General features: G+C 47.5%; 18 protein-coding genes. 8 read left to right on the top strand and 10 right to left on the bottom strand.

All coding sequences use genetic code 11. From position 1 onward, the window contains the following. From DWX33_RS15910 to DWX33_RS15890, 5 genes are all read right to left on the bottom strand, one after another. Nucleotides 1–410: DUF1896 family protein (locus tag DWX33_RS15910; RefSeq protein ID WP_117894175.1), on the bottom strand; the 410-nt coding region annotated here is incomplete at its 3' end. A 239-nt stretch (nt 411–649) separates the two neighbouring features. Beyond that, on the bottom strand, nt 650–2,737 hold the full coding sequence (gene topB, locus DWX33_RS15905; RefSeq protein WP_002561001.1) for a type IA DNA topoisomerase: 2,088 nt from the start codon (nt 2,735–2,737) through the stop codon (nt 650–652). A 61-nt stretch (nt 2,738–2,798) separates the two neighbouring features. Continuing rightward, entirely contained in the window at nt 2,799–4,367 is a 1,569-nt protein-coding gene (locus tag DWX33_RS15900; protein ID WP_002561002.1) for a DUF3945 domain-containing protein, read from the bottom strand. A 20-nt stretch (nt 4,368–4,387) separates the two neighbouring features. After that, nucleotides 4,388–4,738: a helix-turn-helix domain-containing protein gene (locus DWX33_RS15895; RefSeq protein WP_004291454.1), complete on the bottom strand. Its 351-nt coding sequence runs from the start codon at nt 4,736–4,738 to the stop codon at nt 4,388–4,390. Nucleotides 4,739–4,741: 3 nt separating this feature from the next. Next, nucleotides 4,742–5,098, bottom strand: a complete 357-nt coding sequence (locus DWX33_RS15890) for a helix-turn-helix domain-containing protein (protein WP_002561004.1) — start codon at nt 5,096–5,098, stop codon at nt 4,742–4,744. 280 nt (nt 5,099–5,378) lie between these two features. On the opposite strand from DWX33_RS15890, the gene DWX33_RS15880 reads away from it, so the two are divergent. The 5 genes from DWX33_RS15880 (at nt 5,379) to DWX33_RS15860 (ending at nt 9,510) form a co-directional block, all read left to right on the top strand. After that, nucleotides 5,379–5,678 carry a helix-turn-helix domain-containing protein gene (locus DWX33_RS15880; RefSeq protein ID WP_019131010.1) on the top strand — a complete coding sequence of 100 codons (300 nt, stop codon included), beginning with the start codon at nt 5,379–5,381 and terminating at the stop codon, nt 5,676–5,678. Between the two features lie 31 nt (nt 5,679–5,709). Further along, nucleotides 5,710–6,015 carry a helix-turn-helix domain-containing protein gene (locus tag DWX33_RS15875; RefSeq protein WP_002561005.1) on the top strand — a complete coding sequence of 102 codons (306 nt, stop codon included), beginning with the start codon at nt 5,710–5,712 and terminating at the stop codon, nt 6,013–6,015. Nucleotides 6,016–6,205: 190 nt separating this feature from the next. Beyond that, nucleotides 6,206–6,409, top strand: coding sequence for a helix-turn-helix transcriptional regulator (locus tag DWX33_RS15870; protein ID WP_002561006.1), 204 nt, complete (start codon nt 6,206–6,208; stop codon nt 6,407–6,409). A 52-nt stretch (nt 6,410–6,461) separates the two neighbouring features. Next, nucleotides 6,462–7,403 carry a DUF1837 domain-containing protein gene (locus DWX33_RS15865; protein ID WP_002561007.1) on the top strand — a complete coding sequence of 314 codons (942 nt, stop codon included), beginning with the start codon at nt 6,462–6,464 and terminating at the stop codon, nt 7,401–7,403. After that, nucleotides 7,387–9,510: a DEAD/DEAH box helicase gene (locus DWX33_RS15860; protein WP_004355287.1), complete on the top strand. Its 2,124-nt coding sequence runs from the start codon at nt 7,387–7,389 to the stop codon at nt 9,508–9,510. The genes DWX33_RS15865 and DWX33_RS15860 overlap by 17 nt, the downstream gene beginning before the upstream one ends. A 102-nt stretch (nt 9,511–9,612) precedes the next feature. Here DWX33_RS15860 and DWX33_RS15855 read toward each other — a convergent pair whose 3' ends face one another. Together DWX33_RS15855 and DWX33_RS15850 are read right to left on the bottom strand one after the other, a co-directional pair. Further along, complete coding sequence (locus DWX33_RS15855; RefSeq protein WP_002561010.1) at nt 9,613–9,975, bottom strand: hypothetical protein; 363 nt, start codon at nt 9,973–9,975, stop codon at nt 9,613–9,615. Between the two features lie 12 nt (nt 9,976–9,987). Continuing rightward, the gene (locus tag DWX33_RS15850) at nt 9,988–11,223 is read right to left on the bottom strand and encodes a site-specific integrase (protein ID WP_002561011.1); all 1,236 of its coding nucleotides are present in this window, start codon (nt 11,221–11,223) and stop codon (nt 9,988–9,990) included. Nucleotides 11,224–11,580: 357 nt separating this feature from the next. Between DWX33_RS15850 and DWX33_RS15845 the strand changes: the two genes are divergently transcribed. After that, nucleotides 11,581–13,773, top strand: a complete 2,193-nt coding sequence (locus tag DWX33_RS15845; protein ID WP_048928163.1) for a glutamine synthetase III — start codon at nt 11,581–11,583, stop codon at nt 13,771–13,773. Between the two features lie 107 nt (nt 13,774–13,880). Here DWX33_RS15845 and DWX33_RS15840 read toward each other — a convergent pair whose 3' ends face one another. After that, nucleotides 13,881–14,768, bottom strand: coding sequence for a TIM barrel protein (locus tag DWX33_RS15840; protein WP_233570193.1), 888 nt, complete (start codon nt 14,766–14,768; stop codon nt 13,881–13,883). Nucleotides 14,769–14,842: 74 nt separating this feature from the next. Between DWX33_RS15840 and DWX33_RS15835 the strand changes: the two genes are divergently transcribed. Then, nucleotides 14,843–16,171: an MATE family efflux transporter gene (locus DWX33_RS15835; RefSeq protein WP_005868477.1), complete on the top strand. Its 1,329-nt coding sequence runs from the start codon at nt 14,843–14,845 to the stop codon at nt 16,169–16,171. Between the two features lie 69 nt (nt 16,172–16,240). Next, nucleotides 16,241–17,521: an O-acetylhomoserine aminocarboxypropyltransferase/cysteine synthase family protein gene (locus tag DWX33_RS15830; protein ID WP_008779363.1), complete on the top strand. Its 1,281-nt coding sequence runs from the start codon at nt 16,241–16,243 to the stop codon at nt 17,519–17,521. Between the two features lie 103 nt (nt 17,522–17,624). Here the strand turns inward: DWX33_RS15830 and DWX33_RS15825 are convergent, their stop codons facing one another. Then, nucleotides 17,625–18,779, bottom strand: coding sequence for a glycosyltransferase family protein (locus DWX33_RS15825; protein WP_005868473.1), 1,155 nt, complete (start codon nt 18,777–18,779; stop codon nt 17,625–17,627). Next, the gene (locus DWX33_RS15820; RefSeq protein WP_005868472.1) at nt 18,776–19,546 is read right to left on the bottom strand and encodes a UDP-2,3-diacylglucosamine diphosphatase; all 771 of its coding nucleotides are present in this window, start codon (nt 19,544–19,546) and stop codon (nt 18,776–18,778) included. The genes DWX33_RS15825 and DWX33_RS15820 overlap by 4 nt, the downstream gene beginning before the upstream one ends. Nucleotides 19,547–19,610: the final 64 nt, after the last annotated feature.

Below are 19,610 nucleotides of genomic sequence, written 5' to 3'. Positions count from 1 at the left end.
AGCTCCGTGTAGAGCAGGTCGTAATCGGAAGACAGGGCGAAGTTGTCGTCCGAAAGGTCATAGACGGAGAACACGTTGCCGACAAGCGGCATGAGTTTCAGAATAAAGGCTTCTTGTTTCTCTTCCGGCACTTCGTCGAAAAACTCGCTCTCCACGACTTCACGGAGAATGGCGTACCGGGAATAGCGCAGCCCGCGCAGCAGCGTGTCCATCGCCTGCTCTTGCGCGCCATCGGCGGGATAGCCTTCGAGCCGCGCCTTTTCATACGTTTCGGCGGCACGGTCGGCCCGTTCCCGTATGAAAGCGGTGTCAGTCGCCTGTTCAAACTTGTTCGTGCGGAGGTAGTCCAGCAGGTACAGACCGTAATAGGAAAAGTCGGTCTGACCCTCGTTTTTCTTCTTGTTGTTCATTACTTTGGAGTTTAGTGGATTGATATTTAACGGGATAATTGATTGGAAAAAGGAAGAAAAAGGCACTCGGTATCCCTCCGAGTGCCACCACTAAATCCAAAGTATGAGTGTAATCCGGTATCGAAGAACAATTCATTACTCTGAACAAGTGGCAAAGTTAGTGCAAATCGAAGACAATACGAAAAAAACTTGTTTGTTTCTATTGTTGAGATGCAGCCTAACTTATCAAAAGTTAGTGATTATTTCCTTTTTTTCGGATAGGAAGACTTGCATTTCTTTTCCGGGAACACGAACGTCGTGTTATATTCCCCGTCAAAGGCGACTATGGCATCGAAGTTCTTGCCCTGCTTGCTCTTGAAGCCTTTGAGCGGCTTGGTGTGCCCGTCGGTGAGCAGGTCTTTGATTTCGTCGTCGGACAGGGTGCGTCCCGCTTTCTGCCGGAACACGGGCAGTCCGCACTCCGTGTTGTCGCAACGTACCACCTTGCCGTAGAACCGCATCCTGCCCGTGCCGCACTTGGGACACGCGCAGCCGGAATCACGGCTGCCGAAGAGCTTGTCGCACGAGAGCAGTTCGGAGGTGATTTCCCGTGTGTACGCCTCTATCTCCTTGCGGAAAGTGTCGGCGGGCAGTTCCCCGCGCTCGATACGTGCCAGTTCCTTTTCCCATTCGCCCGTCATGGCTACATCGGCGATGCGCATCGTCTTCACCACGGAATTGAGGGCGAGTCCCTTTTCGGTGGGAACAAGCGACTTCTTGCAGCGTTCCATGTAACCGCGCTTGAAAAGCGTTTCGATGATGGACGCTCGTGTGGCGGGAGTGCCGATGCCGCAGTCCTTCATCGCCTGCCGCAGCGCGTCGTCCTCAATTTCCTTGCCCGCTGTTTCCATTGCCGAGAGCAGGGTGGCTTCGGTATGCAGCGGCTTGGGTTTGGTCTTTCCTTCGGTGATGGAGGTGGCTTTCAGCGTGAGCGTGTCGCCATCCTGCCAGCCGGGGATGGTAGTTTCCTCCTTTTCCTCGCCATAGACGGCACGCCATCCGGCTTGCTTCACGACACTGCCTTTCACGGTGAACTCCACTCCGGCACATTCTGCCGTGACAGCAGTCACGTCCTTGACGCATTTTTCGGAGAATGCCTCTATCATTCGTCCGGCAATCATCTGATAAATGGTGCTGTCCTCTTTGGAGAGGAAGAGCGGTTTCTCTCCCGTGACGAGCAGGGCATGGTGGTCTGTTACCTTGCCGTCATCCACGCTACGGCGTGTCGGGATGGCTTTTGCCCGCACCTTGTCTTTCCATTCGGGCTGCGTGCCGATAAAGGCGAGTAGCTTGGGGATTTCAGCGAACACGTCTTCGGGGATGTAGCGGCTTCCCGTTCTCGGATAGGTTATCAACTTCTTTTCGTAGAGTTTCTGCGCGATTTCAAGCGTCTGTTCCGCCGTGAAGCCGTGCTTGGCGTTGGCTTCTTTTTGGAGCGTGGTCAGGTCGTACAGCAAGGGAGTTTCCTCCGTCTTCTCCTTACGCTCTGCTTTCGTTACCGTTGCGCTGCCTGCCGCCTTTACCTTATTATATAGCTCCGTTGCCGGTTCTTTCGACTTCCATTTCTCGGAGGATGAGAGTTTCACGACCTCGCCGTCGCAACCGTCTGTTGCGATATGGAGCTGCCAGAATGCTTCGGACGTAAAACGGCGGTTCTCCCAATAGCGTTCACACACCATCGCCAGCGTGGGTGTCTGCACACGCCCCACCGAATACGTGCCATGTCCGGCGGCTATGGATAACGCCTGAGTGCCGTTGATGCCCACGAGCCAGTCGGATTCGCTCCGCGCTTTGGCGGCGAGGTATAGGTTGTCGTACCTGCTGCCGTCTTCGAGGTTGCGCAGTCCCTCACGGATAGCCTTGTCGGTGAGCGAGCTGATCCACAGACGCACGAAAGGAGTGGTGCAACCCGTATAGTGGTAGAGGTAGCGGAAGATAAGCTCTCCCTCGCGTCCGGCATCGGTCGCCACGATGATTTGTTCGCTTGTGTCGAACAGTCTTTTGATGACTTTTATCTGCGACACCACGCCGCTGTCGGGCTTGTAACCTTTCTCCGTCCTGACCTGACGGGGGACGAGCGTGAATGTGTCGGGAATAATCGGGAGGTTGTCACGGACAAATCCGCGCACGCCGTAGCCGTCGGGCATGGCAAGCTGAACGAGGTGTCCGAATGCCCATGTCACGGCATAGCCGCCTCCTTCGAAATATCCTTCCTCTCTCTTTGTCGCGCCCACGATGCGGGCGATTTCACGTGCCACGGAGGGCTTTTCTGCAATGATTGTCTTCATGTTTTCTTGCTTTTTTGTTGATACTTTGGATTTTATTTTGGATTCAGTGGCGGACACGGGATTACATTTTCATGCCTTTGTTGTTCTTCTTTTTCGGCTTCTCCTGCTGCTGTTGCTGGCGGTCGTCCTTTGGGGCGGTCTGACCTTTCTGCAAAGGCTCTTTCAGGTTCTTTGTCGCCTCGTTGGTTTTGCCCTCGTTGTTCACCGCCACCTGTGTGCGGCTCTCGTTGGACGGGGCGACCTGCTGGGCGTTGTCGGGGTTCGTTTCGTAGCGGTACGGGCGGCCCTTCTCCGGGTTGAACTTGATATACATCGTGGCATGGAAGCCCTGCTTGTCGGTCACGTTCTCCAGTTTCACGGCTTTACCCGCCACGTAGTCGGCTTTCTGCTTGTCGGTGAAGTTCACGCCGCTCCATTTGCTGATGGGGCGGATGCTGCCGTCCTCGTTCATCCACGTGTTGCGGCGTTGCTCCTTCTTGGTCTGTGCGGCATTTTCCCCGCCTTGCGCCTGACTTTTCGAGGTGTCACCTTTGGCTTCCTGCGTCTGTGCGGTACGGGGCGACCTTCCGGTTCCCGGCACGAACTCCACGCCGCGCTGCTCCACGTTCACTTGAAGGGTGGTGACGAACTTCCTGCCGTCGTTGCGCTCGATGAGCTTGTCGCGCACGGGCAGTCCGGCGCGGAGCATGTCCTGCTCCTGTTTGGTGATTTCCGTCTTGCCGATGCGCTCCGGGATGCGCACCTTGTTTGCCGGAATGTCCGTGATTTCATTCGTCTTGCGGTCGATGCTGATGTAGGAGGGGATGATTTCGCCCGTTTCCCTGTCCACAATGTCCACGACCCTGCCGAGGTTGCCCGTTTCGCGCAGGTTCTTCCGGTCATCGTCGGAGAATTTGTGTTCCTTGTACTCATCTAACTTCTGCTCCTTGCGGATGAAGTGCGGCACGAGGCTGACATTTCCCTCGCCGTCCTTCTTGAAGGAGAGGCGGGCGTCCAGCTCGAATGATTCGCCGCCGAAGGTGGGCTTGACCTTTACCAAGTCGGACTTGCCGTAGTGGAGCATCTTCGTAAGGTCTCCGGACTTTTCAAGGTCGTCACGCTTCACGCCCCATCTGTCCTCCAGCTCCTGCCAGTTGATTTTGCTCTCGTTGATGGGTTGGTAGCCCTGTCTGCCCTGCGTCTGTTGCGGGCTTTCCTGCTGTTCTTTCTGTTGTTCCATGTTTTCCTGTTTTTGAGGTTCTTGTTTCTCTGTCTTTTGTGCCGCCATCTCTTCCTGCACCTGCTGTTGATAAGGGAAGGTGTCGATTTTGTGCGGTGCAAGGATTTGTTTGTTCTGGTACGGATGCTGAAGCAGGTCTTTCATCACGCCAAGCATGGAATCCACTTGGTCTGCCGCGATGCGGTAGAAACCGAAGCGGCTGGGTTCCTTGCACTGCCGGAAGAAGTTCTTGAAGAAGTTGTCCAGCACGTCGCCGTGTCGGTCGAATTGCAGGAAACTCTGCGCGTTCTCAGCTTTCGCAGGGGTACGCTTGGGTGTGTCGTCTGCATTCAGCCCGGCTACCACGCTGATCTCGCCCGTCTTCTCGTCACGGACTACCAGCACGTCCTTTTCGTCTTTTTTCTTTGCCATTTGAAAAATGTTTTAATGGGTTATTTATGAAAGAAATTATGGATACGAGCCTTGTAGAAGGCTATATCTTCTTTTTTGAAGTCCTTGATATGGTTGGAAAGGAATGTCAGCACATCCTCCTCGCTGTAATAGGTTTTCTTGCCCAGTGTCTTGTAGGGCAATGCGCCGACACTGCGGTAGCGTTGCAGTGTGCGCTTGCTTATCTGGAGCAGCATGCACAAATCCTGATTGTCGAAAAGGCGGATGCTTTCCGTGATAGTAGGCTGTTTCCCCTCAGCCTTCATCGCCAGCAGCAGTTCGTCCTGACGGTCGAGCCGTTCCATCAGCTTCTGCATCCAGCCCTCGAAGTTGTTTCGTGTGAGCAGTTCCATGACCTATGTCCTCCTTCCTTTTGGTTTGCCGCCAGTGCGCAGCGTGTGGTTGCGTTTCAATTCCTGCGGTGTCGCCGCGTCCTCGTTGACGGCACACGCTTCAAGCAGGCGGTCTATTTCCGACTGCCGGTAGCGGCATTTACCGCGAAGCACGACATAACCGATGCGTTGCTCGCTGCGCATACGCTGGAGGGTGCGGGTACTCACGTTAAGCAGGTGCGCCGCCTCGCGTGTGGTGAGCAACCTGTCGGGCGATGCCGCTTTCTTGTCGCCGGAGGCGGCACGGACGTGTGCCGCAATCTCCGCTATCTGTTCCGTCAATGACCGGAAGGCAGAACTTTCCATCGTTATCACTTTCATATTCAGTCCTTTATTTTTGTTTATTTTCATGAACATAGGCTGCGCCTCGGCATACCGTTCAAGCAAGTTTGACGCTCTACACTCGGCTTGCTCTATGTTTCTGCGACAAAATTCGGCAATAAACAAAAGGGGCTTTAACAACTCACTACGTGACTCACGTAAGATTTTTACGGAAGATGGCTCCGTAACCCGGTCAAACGGTGCAACAGGCAGCCTTTCAGCGGAAAACGGTACGTGTTAAGGGCTGCATCGTTACCTTTGCGGGCAAACCGATAATTGCATGAATATGGAAATAGTATCTATCGAGAAAAAGACTTTCGAGATGATGGTGGCGGCATTCGGCGCACTCTCGGAGAAGGTCGCCGCCCTAAGGCGCAAAAGCGACACGGGGCGCATGGAAAGATGGCTCACGGGCGAGGAGGTCTGCGGGCAGTTGAGAATAAGCCCGCGCACGTTGCAGACGCTGCGCGACAGGCGGCTTATCGGCTACTCGCAGATAAACCGCAGGTTCTATTACAAGCCGGAGGAGGTTAAGAGGTTGATACCGCTTATCGGCACGCTCTATTCGCACGGCAGATGATTTGATTTATTCACCCACTGAATCCGAAGTTATGATGAACGAGACCAACGATGTTTTTACGATGGAAGACGAGCCGATAGCCTCTGTGATGCAGGATATGCGCAAAGGCTCGAAATGGCTGTCTGTATTTCTGGAAAGTTACCGCCCTCCGCTGGACGGGGAACGTTACCTGACTGACGGTGAGGTGGCGGAACTGCTCCGTGTCAGCCGACGCACCTTGCAGGAATACCGCAACAACCGCGTGTTGTCCTTCATACTTTTGGGAGGGAAGGTGCTTTACCCGGAAACGGGGCTGCGCGAGGTGCTGGAAGCGAACTACCGCAAGCCGCTGGAGTGAGGCGGCCAACATGAAAAAGGAAACGGGCGACATTTTGTGGTGCTGCCCGTTTACTTTTTATATACTTGGGTGTTTTAATGACCTTAAAACCAGTTTTTTGATTGATCCAACCAATTTCTATCGTTAGAAATTCATATAGTTAATAAAAAGTTGTAACTTTGCATTTAACGCAATCTAAAAATTAATTGTAATGGCAATTTTAAACAACATTAAAAATGTACTATCAGAAAAAGGAGTTATGAGCAAATGGTTGGCAAAACAATTACAGAAAGATCCTGCAACAGTATCTAAATGGTGTAATAATCATTCTCAACCTGATTTGTACACATTTGTTCGTATTGCAAATTTGCTTGATGTTGATGTTCATGAACTTATTTGTCATACAAAAAAATAGTATCTAAAGGAATATAGATGTTTCACCATTTTTAAGCATGTAAATAAAGTGTATGAGCAATAAAATTTGGAATTTTGATATATTAGTTGATGATTGTTTTGTTAATTTTAATACAAAAAAGCAAGAAATAAATCCAGATCATAATGACAGGTTATTATCAGTTGCTAATGGCTTTGAAGATGGCAGTTGGAGATATCGTCAATTCAAAGAATTTGTTTTCAGTAATATTGCAGAAACAGCTTTGTCTGCACAAGAACGAGAGAAATTAATAGATAATGATTACGGTAGGCTTATTGAGGCTGCCAAACATTTACGACTTGTTGACAAAGAGCAGAATGGAAAGGGAAGTGAAATAGCGGAAATTATTCTATATGGCATAATGAAGAACCATTATAAAGCCTTATCTGCAATACCTAAAATTTTTTATAAACAGAATGATAATGATAATGCAAAGGGCTCTGATTCTGTACACATTGTAATTGACCCAAATGGAGGCTTTCAACTTTGGTTAGGAGAAGCTAAATTTTATAATTCTCTTGAGGATGCGCGATTATACGAACCAATAAATTCTGTTGAACAAATGTTGCGCAAACCTATTATGAAAAAGGAATGCGGAATAATGACCAATCTCAATGAACTTGATAAACAAATTGAAAACCAAACATTACTTAAAAAGATAAAAGAATGTTTCGATGAGAATACTTCCATTGACGAAATAAAACCCAAACTACATATACCTATTCTTTTATTACATGAATGCCAGATAACAGCAAGTACTACTGAAATGAGTGATGAGTATAAAAATAGTATTATTTCTTTTCATAGAGATCGTGCTCATTCGTTTTTTAAGAAGCAGATCAACAAGCTTAGTTCTGTTCATAAGTATTCGGAAATAAACTTTCATTTGATTCTTTTTCCTGTTCCTGATAAAACAAAAATAGTAAACTGGTTTATTTCACAAGCAAAAAATCTCAAAAATGATGCAGACGAATGATATATATAATACATGTTTAGATATAAGTAATGTTCTAAATGCTGGTGATATAAGTAATGCAAGATCCAAAGTAATTACATTACTTCATGAGATTAATGGTACTAACAATAATTCATATATGGAATTAGTCAACCATCTTATTCGTGAAGTGGGGCTTTTACCGTATATTGATACATATACTGCATCTTGGGAAGATCGGTTTGTATGTGAAGTTTTTAAAGTTAATATTGGAGAAAGAAAACCTTGTGTCTTACATACTGCTCAATCACAGGTATTAAAGAAGTTATTAGAAGGGAAAAGCGTTGCGGTGAGTGCTCCTACAAGTTTTGGTAAAAGTTTTGTTATTGATGCATTTATTGCGATTAAACAACCAATTAATGTTGTAATATTAGTACCTACGGTTGCTCTTGCAGATGAAACAAGAAGACGAATTTGCCGAAAATTCTCTCATCAATATAAAATAATTACAACAACAGATGTAGAACTTGCGGAGAAAAACATATTGGTATTTCCGCAAGAAAGAGCTTTTGCCTATATAGATAAACTTCCTTCAATTGATATTCTAATCGTTGATGAGTTTTATAAGGCAAGTACAAATTTTGATCTTGAAAGAAGCTCCACTTTACTCAGTTCAATGGTAGAACTCGGAAAGAAAGCTAAACAAAGATATTATCTTGCCCCAAATATCCATGAAATAGAAGAAAATGTATTCACTGAAGGGATGACATTTCTGCGTATGGATTTTAAGACCGTTGTAACGCATGCATGGCGGTTATATAAAAGCAGACCAAAGAATGAAGATAAACAGAGTTTTAAGACACGTAAACTTATTGAATTAATAAATACAGGTATAGGTAAAGCTTTGATATATACCGGCACATATAAGGGAATTGAAGAAGTAACAACAATTCTTAACAGAAATTTATATAATAAAGACTCTGAACTGCTTGCTAATTTTTCTGATTGGCTGGAATGCAATTATGGAGAAAAGTATATTCTTAAAGATTTAGTCAAACATGGTATTGGTATTCATAATGGTCAGCTACATCGTTCTCTTAGTCAAATTCAAATAAAACTATTTGAAGAACAGAATGGGTTAGATTATTTGGTATCGACCTCGTCTATAATTGAAGGAGTAAATACTCAAGCAGAGAGTGTCGTTTTATGGTCAAATAAGAACGGGGCTCATAAGATTGATTATTTTACCTTTCGCAACATCATTGGACGCGCAGGCAGAATGTTTCGTTATTTTGTAGGTCGTGTCTATATGCTTGAAGAGCCACCAAGTCAAGAAAATACTAAATTGAGATTAGAGTTTCCTGATGATGTAGTAAAAAAACTTGATGGAAATGACCCCGGTATAAAATTGAATAATGAACAATATGTAAAAATTCAACGATATCAAGATGAAATGATAGAACTTCTTGGAACGGATATTTGGCATAGAATTGAAAGAATACCACAAATCAGAAGTTGTAAACCATCAATGTTAAAGATAATTGCGGAAAAATTGAAAACTGATTCCAATTGGCCAACAAATTGCGATGCTTTACAAAACAATAATACATGGGAATGGAGGGATGCTTTAGGAGATATCATAGAAATTTTGGAATATCATCGAAAAGGACATTTACGGTATTATGCATGTGCATGTAGTAATGGATGGAAAATGACTATAAAAGAGCTATATAACACAGTAAAAGATTATGGTATTACATATGAGGATATATTTACATTTGAAAGATATGTATCCTTTAATCTCTCATCTATTATTGCGGTAATTAATATTATACGTCAAGAACTTTATCCTAATTCCTCAAATATCGCCAATTTTGTATATAAAGCATCAAATGCCTTTTTACCTAAAATTGTATTTCAACTTGAAGAATACGGATTACCGAGGATGATTAGTAAAAAGATACAAAATGCAGGTCTTATAAATCTTGAAGACGATTCTAAAGAGATTACAATCGTTATACAGGAATTTAACACGATAGGAATTGAATACCTTGAACAAAAAATACCTAATCTCCATTCATTTGACAAATATATATTAAAACATTTTATGAACGGAATTCGTTGCATAACGACAAATCAAAAGAATTAAATAATAGCCATATTATTACCTCTATATTTTTTGAGATATGATATGGCTATTTAGATAAGGATCCATATAGAAATTCTTTCGTATAATTTTCATTTGATATCTTCAACAGTACGCAGTTTTTCCGTTCTGTATAAACATCACGTATGTTTGCCGCTTCTCTTGTGAGAGAACCTTTCCTACCAGCCACATGCGGAACAGGTAGGTGTTGTAGGTGTTCAGCCGAAAAGCAATCAGAATAATGATTTCAGGCGCGTACACGTCCGCGTACAGCCCGTTTTCAAGCTGCATGTAGCGGCACACCTTGTAGTCGTTCAGCACGTCAGACTTGCGGACGGCTTTGATGACGGCGTTCACTGCCGGGACGGTCGTATGGAACAGTCCGGCTATTTCGGTGGCGGTCATCCACACATCGTTACCGGTTACGCTGACCGCCTTGTCCTCTATGATGATTATGTCACGTTTCATGGCTCCTCTTTTTTAGATGGTGCAACCTGCAAATTCCTCGACGTTGTTTAACCTTGCGGCAAGGTTTTCCATATCCTGATTGAGTTTTTCTTTGGTTATCTTCGCGTAAATCTGCGTCGTCTTTATGCTCTTGTGTCCAAGCATGGAGCTGACCGTTTCGATGGGTACGCCGTTGGAAAGGAAAACTGTCGTGGCTGCCGTGTGGCGGCTTTGATGCCACGTGATATGCTTGGTGATGCCGCAACGCTTGGCGACGGCACGGATACCGGCAAGGCACGTGTTATAATGCGGAACGGGGAATATCCTGCCGTTCTCGCATAGCCCACGGTATTTGCCGATTATGCGGTTGGCGATGTCAAGCAGGCGGATGTTGGACACCACGCCCGTTTTCTTGCGGTTGATGTTTATCCACTCGTGTTCGTCGAAATAGGTACGGATATTCTCTTCCGTGAGGTTGCGCATATCCGCGAACGACAATCCGGTGAACGCACAGAACAGGTAGAGGTCGCGGTACAGTTCCTGTTTGGCGTTTTTCAGTTTCCCCTCCATCAGCAGGCGTATTTCGTCTTTGGTCAGGAAACTGCGTGTCGTTTCCTCCTTCTTGATTTCATACTCGCGGAACGGGTCGCGTGTCAGCCACTCGTTGTTGATGGCTATGAACACCATTGTCCGTAGCGGGCAGACGTACAGCCACACGGTATTGGTGCAGCAGTGCTTGTCCGTGCGCAGGAACATCTCGAAGTCGGAGATGAAAGCGGGAGTAAGCTCTTTTAGGGCGATGTCCTTCACATGGTAGCGGATGTCGAGGAACTCTTGCAGGTGCTTGTAAACGACACGGTACTTTTCCAGTGTACCTTTTGCTTTCATGCCTGCTTCCACCTGTTTCTCATAGTTCTCGTTGTGCCGACGGAACACCTGCATCAGCGTGTGGTAGCGGTGTTCCAGTCCGAGAAAGGCGTTCTTTACCTTCTCCGCCGTGACGAAGTTGTCACGCTCCATGATTTCCTGATAGTGTCTGTTGATGCGCACCCGCATCTTGTCAAGCATACGGTTCGTTTCGAGTGCCGCCGCGCTTCTGCCCGTGACACGTCCCCCTTTGGTGTCCCACAGCTTCGGATCGACACTCAACTTGCAACTGAACTGCGTCTGGCTGCCGTCCACCGTGATGCGTCCCATGACGGGAACCGTCCCGTCCTTTTTCACTACCTGACGCTTGAGGTAGTAGATTACTGAAAATGTACTCTTCATCGTTCTTAATTTTTGGATTTCAAAATTAGTTGGTGAAGAGTCCGGTGTCGGTACGCAAAACGGGGAGGAACGGCGCAATCTTTTTTCCGTAACCGTATTTGTTACGTGAGTTGTGGGTAACTCACTATAACATAGTGTCTTGTTTCGCCATTCGTACCCGTTTGTCGCATTTTCGGACATGGTTACGAACAAGTAACGTTGCGGCGTCAAGATTTGGCTTCGGCAAGGATTGTAATGGCTTCACGAATTATCGCCACTTTAACTAAAACCCTTGTAACTCAATTCTATCACTATATCTTTCCGCATTTCACTTTTTTGTAGTAACTTTGCACCTGAAAAACATAAAACAATTCAACAATGTCAATCTCACGCTTTAATGCTGTGGAGAAGGCATCCAACCGAAAGGCCGTGGAAGCCGTTACTCCCGAACACAAAGTATCTGAGTACTATGGCGAGAATGTCTTCAACCGGAAGGCGATGCAAAAATATCTCTCCAAGGAAACGTACAAAGCCTTGACCCACGCCATTGACAATGGCACACCTATCGACCGGGAAATCGCCAATCATGTGGCAGCCGGCATGCGTATGTGGGCACTGGAAAAAGGAGTCACTCATTACACCCACTGGTTTCAACCGCTTACCGATGGCACCGCCGAGAAGCACGACGCTTTTGTAGAACACGATGGCAACGGCGGCATGATCGAGGAGTTCAGCGGCAAGTTGCTCGTCCAGCAAGAACCGGACGCTTCCAGTTTCCCGAACGGTGGACTTCGCAATACCTTCGAGGCCCGCGGCTACTCCGCTTGGGACCCTTCCTCTCCCGCTTTTATCGTAGATGACACACTTTGTATCCCAACCGTATTTATCGCTTATACCGGTGAAGCGCTGGATTATAAGACCCCGCTGATCCGCTCTATCGAAGTATTGGGAGAAGCCGCCAAAGACGTATATCAGTATTTCGATGAGGATGTCAATAAGATAATTACTTACCTTGGTTGGGAACAGGAATATTTCCTTGTTGACGAGGACTTGTATTCCGCCCGTCCGGACCTCTCACTGACCGAGCGTACCTTGCTCGGACATGAGAGCGCGAAGAACCAACAATTAGACGACCATTATTTTGGCGCTATCCCCTCTCGTGTACAAGAATTCATGAAAGACTTGGAAACCGAATGCTATAAACTAGGTATCCCGGTAAAGACCCGCCATAACGAGGTAGCCCCCAATCAGTTCGAGCTAGCTCCTATTTACGAGGAATGCAACCTTGCCAACGACCATAACCAATTATTGATGTCGGTCATGAAACGTGTCTCCCGCCGTCATAATTTCCGTGTATTATTGCACGAGAAGCCATTTAACGGGGTAAACGGTTCCGGTAAACACTGTAACTGGTCTATGGGAACAGACAAGGGGGTAAACTTATTCTCTCCGGGTAAAGACCGTGAGGACAACCTGCGCTTCATCACCTTCGTGGTGAACACCATCATGGCCGTTTATAAATACAACGCTTTATTAAAAGCGAGTATCGCTTCCGCCACGAACGCACACCGCCTAGGCGCGAACGAGGCACCTCCCGCTATCATCTCCACTTTCCTCGGAACGCAAATCAGTGATATCTTGGATAAGTTCGAGAATAGCTCTATCGAGGACGCTATCGAGGTAGACGATAAAAAGGGCTTGCATCTTGGCTTCGGGCAGATCCCCGAACTGCTGTTGGACAATACGGATCGTAACCGTACCTCTCCTTTCGCCTTCACCGGAAACCGTTTTGAGTTCCGCGCCCCGGGCTCTTCCGTGAACTGCGGATCGGCCATGTTAGCGTTGAACTCCGCCGTAGCCTATCAATTGCAACAATTCAAGAAGGACGTAGAGGCTTTGCAAGCGGAAGGAAAAAGCAAGGAAGTAGCGATATTCAAGGTGCTGAAAGCCTATATCAAGGAATCTAAGCCGATCCGCTTCGATGGAAACGGTTATTCGGACGAATGGAAAGAGGAAGCCGCCAAGCGAGGTCTGGATTGCCAAAATAGTGTTCCATTGCAATATGACGCTTATCTTAAACCGGAGTCGATCGAGATGTTCACGTCTACCGGCGTACTTACCCAGAAAGAATTGGAAGCGCGTAATGAGGTAAAATGGGAAGTCTATATCAAAAAGGTACAGATCGAGGCTCGGGTATTAGGGGATTTATCCTTGAACCATATCATCCCGGTAGCCGTTCGCTACCAGAGCGTATTGCTGGATAATATAGCGAAGTTGAAAGAGACATTCGGCGATGACCCGGAATTCCGCGATATGTCGGAAGAACCCCGTCGCTTGGTTCGTAAGATAGCCGGGCATATCTGTGCCGTGACCAAGAAAGTGGATGAGATGGTAGAGGCCCGCAAGAAAGCGAACCGCTTGACCGATATGCGGGAAAAGGCGATCGCTTACCACGACTCGGTAGCCCCTTATTTGGATGAGATCCGTGACCATATCGACGATCTGGAGCTGATGGTGGACAACCAGATGTGGCCGTTGCCAAAGTATAGGGAACTCCTGTTTATCCGATAAAAAACACCAGTACTGGCGTTGCCTTGCGCCAGTATCGGCATAGCCTCACACTGATATAGGCGCAGCCTTATACCGATACTGGCATAAGGCTACGCCTATACTCCCGTTTACCACTTCACATAAGAAGCATTCATCAAGAAGTCATAATCATGTTTCATCGCTTGCAGCGGTGTCATATTATAACGCTCTTGCTCAATGAAGTAATCCTCTAATCCGGCTTTCTCCGCCACAGCGAATAAGGATTTGAAGTCTACGATTCCGGCGCCCATCTCCGTGCTGCCCTTTCCATCCGCGTTCGCGTCTTTCAAGTGCCAGTTGGCGAAACGACCGGGATAACGGTTCACGTAATCATGACATTTAAAACCGCCATACACTAATTGAGCCGTATCGATCTGGTAAGTAACCAGCCCTTTGTCCGTATTCTCGATCATCACGTCGAACGGGATCTTCCCTTCCAGCTCATGGAATTCATCCACATGGTTATGGAAAGCGAAACGCAACCCATTCGCCTTCGCGATCTCACCACATTTATTAAATTGATCCGCTAAACGCTTCACGTCCGAAAGGCTCTTGATATCTTTGGAGGGATAACCCGCCTGAACAATCCATTTACAGCCTACCTCTGCCGTATCGGCGGCATTCTTTTTCCAGAAGTCCCATCCCTTGGTATCACCCTCCGCCAGCAAACCGCTTCCGGTATGGGAACCTACCATACGGGCACCCAGATCCGCCAGATATTTCTTCATCTCGGCCGGGGATTTCCCATAGAATTTGCCATCCCGGTAACCGGCGGCTTCCATCCGTTTATAACCGATATCCACCAAAGCCTTCATCGTACCGTCAAAATCCGTCTTCAAGTCGTCCCGGACACTATACAACTGTACACCTATCGCTTTCTCTTTCTTAGCCAAGATAGAGGCAAAGCCATTCGGTACTACACTCAGCGCAGCCACAGCGGCACCCGCTTTCAAAAAATTCCGTCTCGTTATCATCATACTATTCTTTAAGATTAACGTCGCTAAAGGTAGCAAAATTATTTCTACTTTCGCGCACATTTAAACAAACGATCATGCAAGGAACAAAGAATCTGACCGAAGGGGTCATCTCCCGGCAACTATTCAATCTGGCGATGCCGATCATGGGTACCTCATTTATCCAAATGGCCTATAGCATCACCGACATGGCTTGGGTAGGCCGGTTGGGAAGCGAGGCCGTAGCCGCTATCGGCGCCGTTGGTATCCTTACTTGGATGACGAACTCGATCTCTTACTTGAATAAAGTAGGCTCGGAGGTGAGTGTCGGGCAAAGTATCGGGGCGCAAAACGTGGAAGATGCCCGAGGATTCGCTTCCCATAACCTAACGATCGCCTTGATCCTCTCGCTTTGTTGGGGATTCTTGCTATTCGTCCTCGCTCATCCGATTATCGGTTTCTACAAACTGGAGGAACCGATCGCGTTGAACGCCGTGGAATATTTGAGAATCGTCGCTTCCGCATTCCCATTTATCTTCCTCTCGGCGGCGTTTACCGGGATTCATAATGCGGCAGGATTGAGTAAGATTCCATTTTATATCAGCGGAACAGGTCTTTTACTGAATATGGTGCTAGATCCTTTATTTATACTCGGCTTCCATTTGGGCACGGCGGGCGCGGCTTGGGCTACGTGGATCTCCCAAGCGGTGGTTTGCGGACTATTCGTCTATCAGCTGAAATGCCGCAATAAATTGTTCGGGGGATTCCCTTTCTTTGTCCGTTTAAAGGAACGCTACACCAAGCGGATCTTCCAATTGGGCCTGCCGGTAGCGTTATTAAATACGTTCTTCGCGATCATCAATCTTTTTATGGCCCGTACAGCTTCCACCTACGGAGGGCATATCGGTTTGATGACGCTTACGGCAGGCGGACAAATGGAGGCGATCGCATGGAACACCTCACAAGGCTTCAGTACGGCCCTCTCCGCTTTCACCGCACAGAACTACGCCGCACGCAAGAAAGAACGTATCTTGACCGCTTATCATACGACGCTTAAAATGACTTCGATCATCGGCGTACTCTGCACGTTGTTATTCGTCTTTTACGGTAGCGAGGTCTTCTCGCTGATCGTGCCGGAGCAAGCCGCTTATGAGGCCGGTGGTATATTTCTCCGGATCGACGGATATTCGATGATCTTCATGATGCTGGAGATTACCACGCAAGGCATGTTCTACGGTACCGGCCGAACGGTTCCGCCGGCGATCATCAGCATCTCGTGTAACACCTTACGCATACCTTTGGCCATCGGGCTAGCGGCAGCGGGACTGGGTATTACGGGTGTTTGGTGGGCGATCAGCCTTTCCAGCATGCTAAAAGGTGTCGTCGCTTTCATTTGGTTCAGTATCTTACAGAAGAAGATCTTGTAAGCGGAACAATTCTTACCGATTTTCCGTACATTTGCAATTAAAATGACATTCAATTAAAAAACAACCTATATGGATAACAAATTCAAACCGGAAACCCTGTGCGTACAGGCCGGTTGGCAACCCAAGAAAGGAGAACCCCGTGTCCTCCCGATCTATCAAAGCACGACATTCAAGTATGAGACGAGCGAGCAGATGGCTAAATTGTTCGATTTGGAGGAAAGCGGCTATTTCTATACCCGCCTTCAAAACCCGACAAACGAGGCTGTAGCCGCCAAGATCGCGGCGTTGGAAGGTGGCGTGGCCGCCATGCTGACCTCATCCGGACAGGCCGCTAGCTTTTTCGCTTTCTTCAATATTTGCGAGGCTGGCGATCATATCGTAAGCGCTACCAGCATTTATGGAGGTACTTATAATCTACTGGCCGTTACCTTGAAGAAGCTGGGAATCGAATGCACGTTCGTAGATCAAGACGCGAGCGAGGAAGAGATCTCCAAGGCTTTCCGCCCGAATACGAAGGCGATGTTCGGCGAGATGATCTCCAATCCGGGCGTTATGGTATTGGATGTGGAGAAGTTTGCCCGCATCGCCCATAATCATGGCGTACCCTTGATCGTCGATAATACGTTCGCCACGCCGATCAATTGCCGTCCGTTCGAATGGGGAGCGGATATCGTTACGCACTCCACGACTAAATATATGGATGGCCATGCCACGAGCGTGGGTGGTTGTATCGTGGACAGCGGCAATTTCGATTGGGAAGCGCATGCCGAGAAGTTCCCGGGACTTTGCCAACCGGACCCTTCTTACCACGGATTGACCTATACCAAGGCATTCGGGAAATTAGCGTTCATCACGAAAGCGACTAGCCAACTGATGCGTGACCTCGGAGCGATCCAATCCCCGCAAAACGCATTCCTATTGAATCTGGGATTGGAGACCTTGCATCTTCGTGTACCGCAGCATTGCAAAAACGCCTTGGCGGTAGCGCAGTGGCTACAGAAATGTGATAAGGTAGCTTGGGTGCATTATCCGGAATTAGAAGGCAACCCGTACCATGAGCTCGCCAAGAAGTATCTACCGAATGGCTCTTGCGGTGTATTATCCTTCGGATTGAAAGGTGGACGTGAGGTGGCGATCAAGTTTATGGATAGCTTGAAACTCGCCGCTATCGTAACTCACGTAGCGGATGCCCGTACTTGCGTGCTTCACCCGGCCAGTCATACGCACCGCCAATTGAGCGACGAGCAATTGATAGAGGCTGGCGTGGCTCCGGACTTGATCCGCTTCTCTGTAGGTATCGAGAACGCCGATGATATCATCGCCGATATTGAGCAAGCGCTCAATAAATAAGACATCTGTGCCATGCTGATGAAACGCTTGTGCCATCAGTGTGGCACGCCTGTGCCATCAGCATGGCACACCTGCATCTACAGCACGGTACTGCTATAAGTTCCTAGATAGGCAGGAATCTCCCCAGACGCGCCACCCAATTTGTCGTAATCCTCCCTAGGCTCGTTACCGGATGTTCCTCACGCAACAAATCCTCACGGAACTCACGAAGAATAAGCCAATCCGCCTGTTTCACCCAATGCCGGAAGACCGGATTCTCCACATGACTTTCCGAAATGGATAATAACACGTCCAGATCAAAACAATCAGCGACAACGCCTGCGCCAGACAAAGAGGCATCGTAAGCATTGCAAGCTTGCTCAATATGTGTAGGAACCATCAATACAGGTTTATTCAGATACATCGCCTCACATACGGATTCGAACCCGGCGGTCGTAGCATAAGCCTTCGCCCCCGACATATAACGTAGAAACAACGTATCATCCAGCTGATGGAAAGAAAGGCAATCGTCTATTTTCACCTCGGCTCGCTGATCTTTCTTATCCCAAAAGAAATGCATCGGAACCGAAGGATGACGGGAATGCCAAGAACGGATCTCCTCACTAAACCCGCTATTCAACAAATAACCATGCAAATAACTGCCGTTCGAGGGAACCGCATCCAAGACTTCTTGCCTTAATAAAGGAGGAACCACGACTATTCCTCCCAACGGCGCCTCGCGCATCTTCCGGAAAGACAAGGCTAATTTTTTGACGGAGCCTATCGCCGTTAATCTCGTAAAAAATCGTAGCGATGCCAACGACAATGTGCTCTGCTTCGGGAAAACGAAGTCCGGATGCAAGAATAGATATTGATGGGCGATACATACCATCGTTGCTTTCGGACGGAGAATCAAGTAAGTCAGCCCCGTCAATAGCTCGTAGAAGTTCACGACAACATCCGCATCCGTCTGCCGAATCATCCGGTCGATATAACGGATACTTCCCATGTATTTATGCAGACGCAATACATTATATAATACGCTACGCATCAAACTCACTTGTTTATTCTTAGCCGTCGGTAAAAAATTCGGACTCTCAAACGGATATACCGGCGATTGTATCTTATTCAAGAAGAAATCCGGCAAACGGCGGGCCGGGCTTTTTCCTACCAACACACCAACGATCTCATGTCCTTCGGCCATCAATTTCTGGCGTAAGGATAACGCTTGGGTCAAGTGCCCACGTCCCTCACCTTGTATGATAAACAGGATTTTCATACGGCATCCGCATATAGTTGTACATTATTATATGTAACAATATCCCACTCTCCTTGTTCATCCTCCACGAGAGCGGTCATGCTTTCCACCCAATCGCCGGAATTTAGATAATGCACATTACCATACCATACGCTCGCCGCTTGATGAATATGGCCGCAAATAATCCCATCCAAATGCTTGGCCTCCGCTAAACGTACCAGCTCTTTCTCAAACTCCGAGATATAAGAGACCGCACTTTTCACCCGGTGTTTCACCTCTTGGGATAAAGAGAAATAAGGTTTTCCTTGCCGCTCTCTACGATGATTGTAAACCTTATTCAACCACAATAAAAAAGTATATCCCACATCCCCGAGCATGGCAAGCCAACGCATATGGGTCGTAACCGTATCGAAAATATCGCCATGTGTCACGAAATAGCGTTTTCCTTGTCTCGTCTTCAGTAAATAATCCTTTACGATCGATATATTGGAGAACTTAAAAGGAGCCAAGCTATCGAGAAAATCATCATGGTTCCCCACTACATAGATAATCTCCGTACCCCTTTTCTCCATCATCTTCATCAATACCTTAAAGAAATCGGTATGCTTTTGTTTCCAGCGTTTACCGGATTTCTTCAATTGCCAGCCATCGATGATATCACCATTCAAAATCAATCGATCGCAATCTACGTGCTTGAGAAAACGGGTGACCTCCTCCGTCCGGGAATGTTCCGATCCCAAATGGATGTCTGAGAGGACAATAGTCGGATAGTACTTTCTTAATATCATCTTTTCCTTGTTTAAGATGATACAAAAGAACACTTTCGGTATTACAAGCTCACGACAGCCTAAT

It is taken from the genome of Parabacteroides sp. AF19-14 (assembly GCF_003635485.1).
In the GTDB taxonomy this organism is placed as follows: Bacteria; Bacteroidota; Bacteroidia; order Bacteroidales; family Tannerellaceae; genus Parabacteroides; species Parabacteroides distasonis.
The sequence above is the reverse complement of the archived record's forward strand: the minus strand, read 5'-3'. Positions and strand labels throughout refer to the sequence as shown.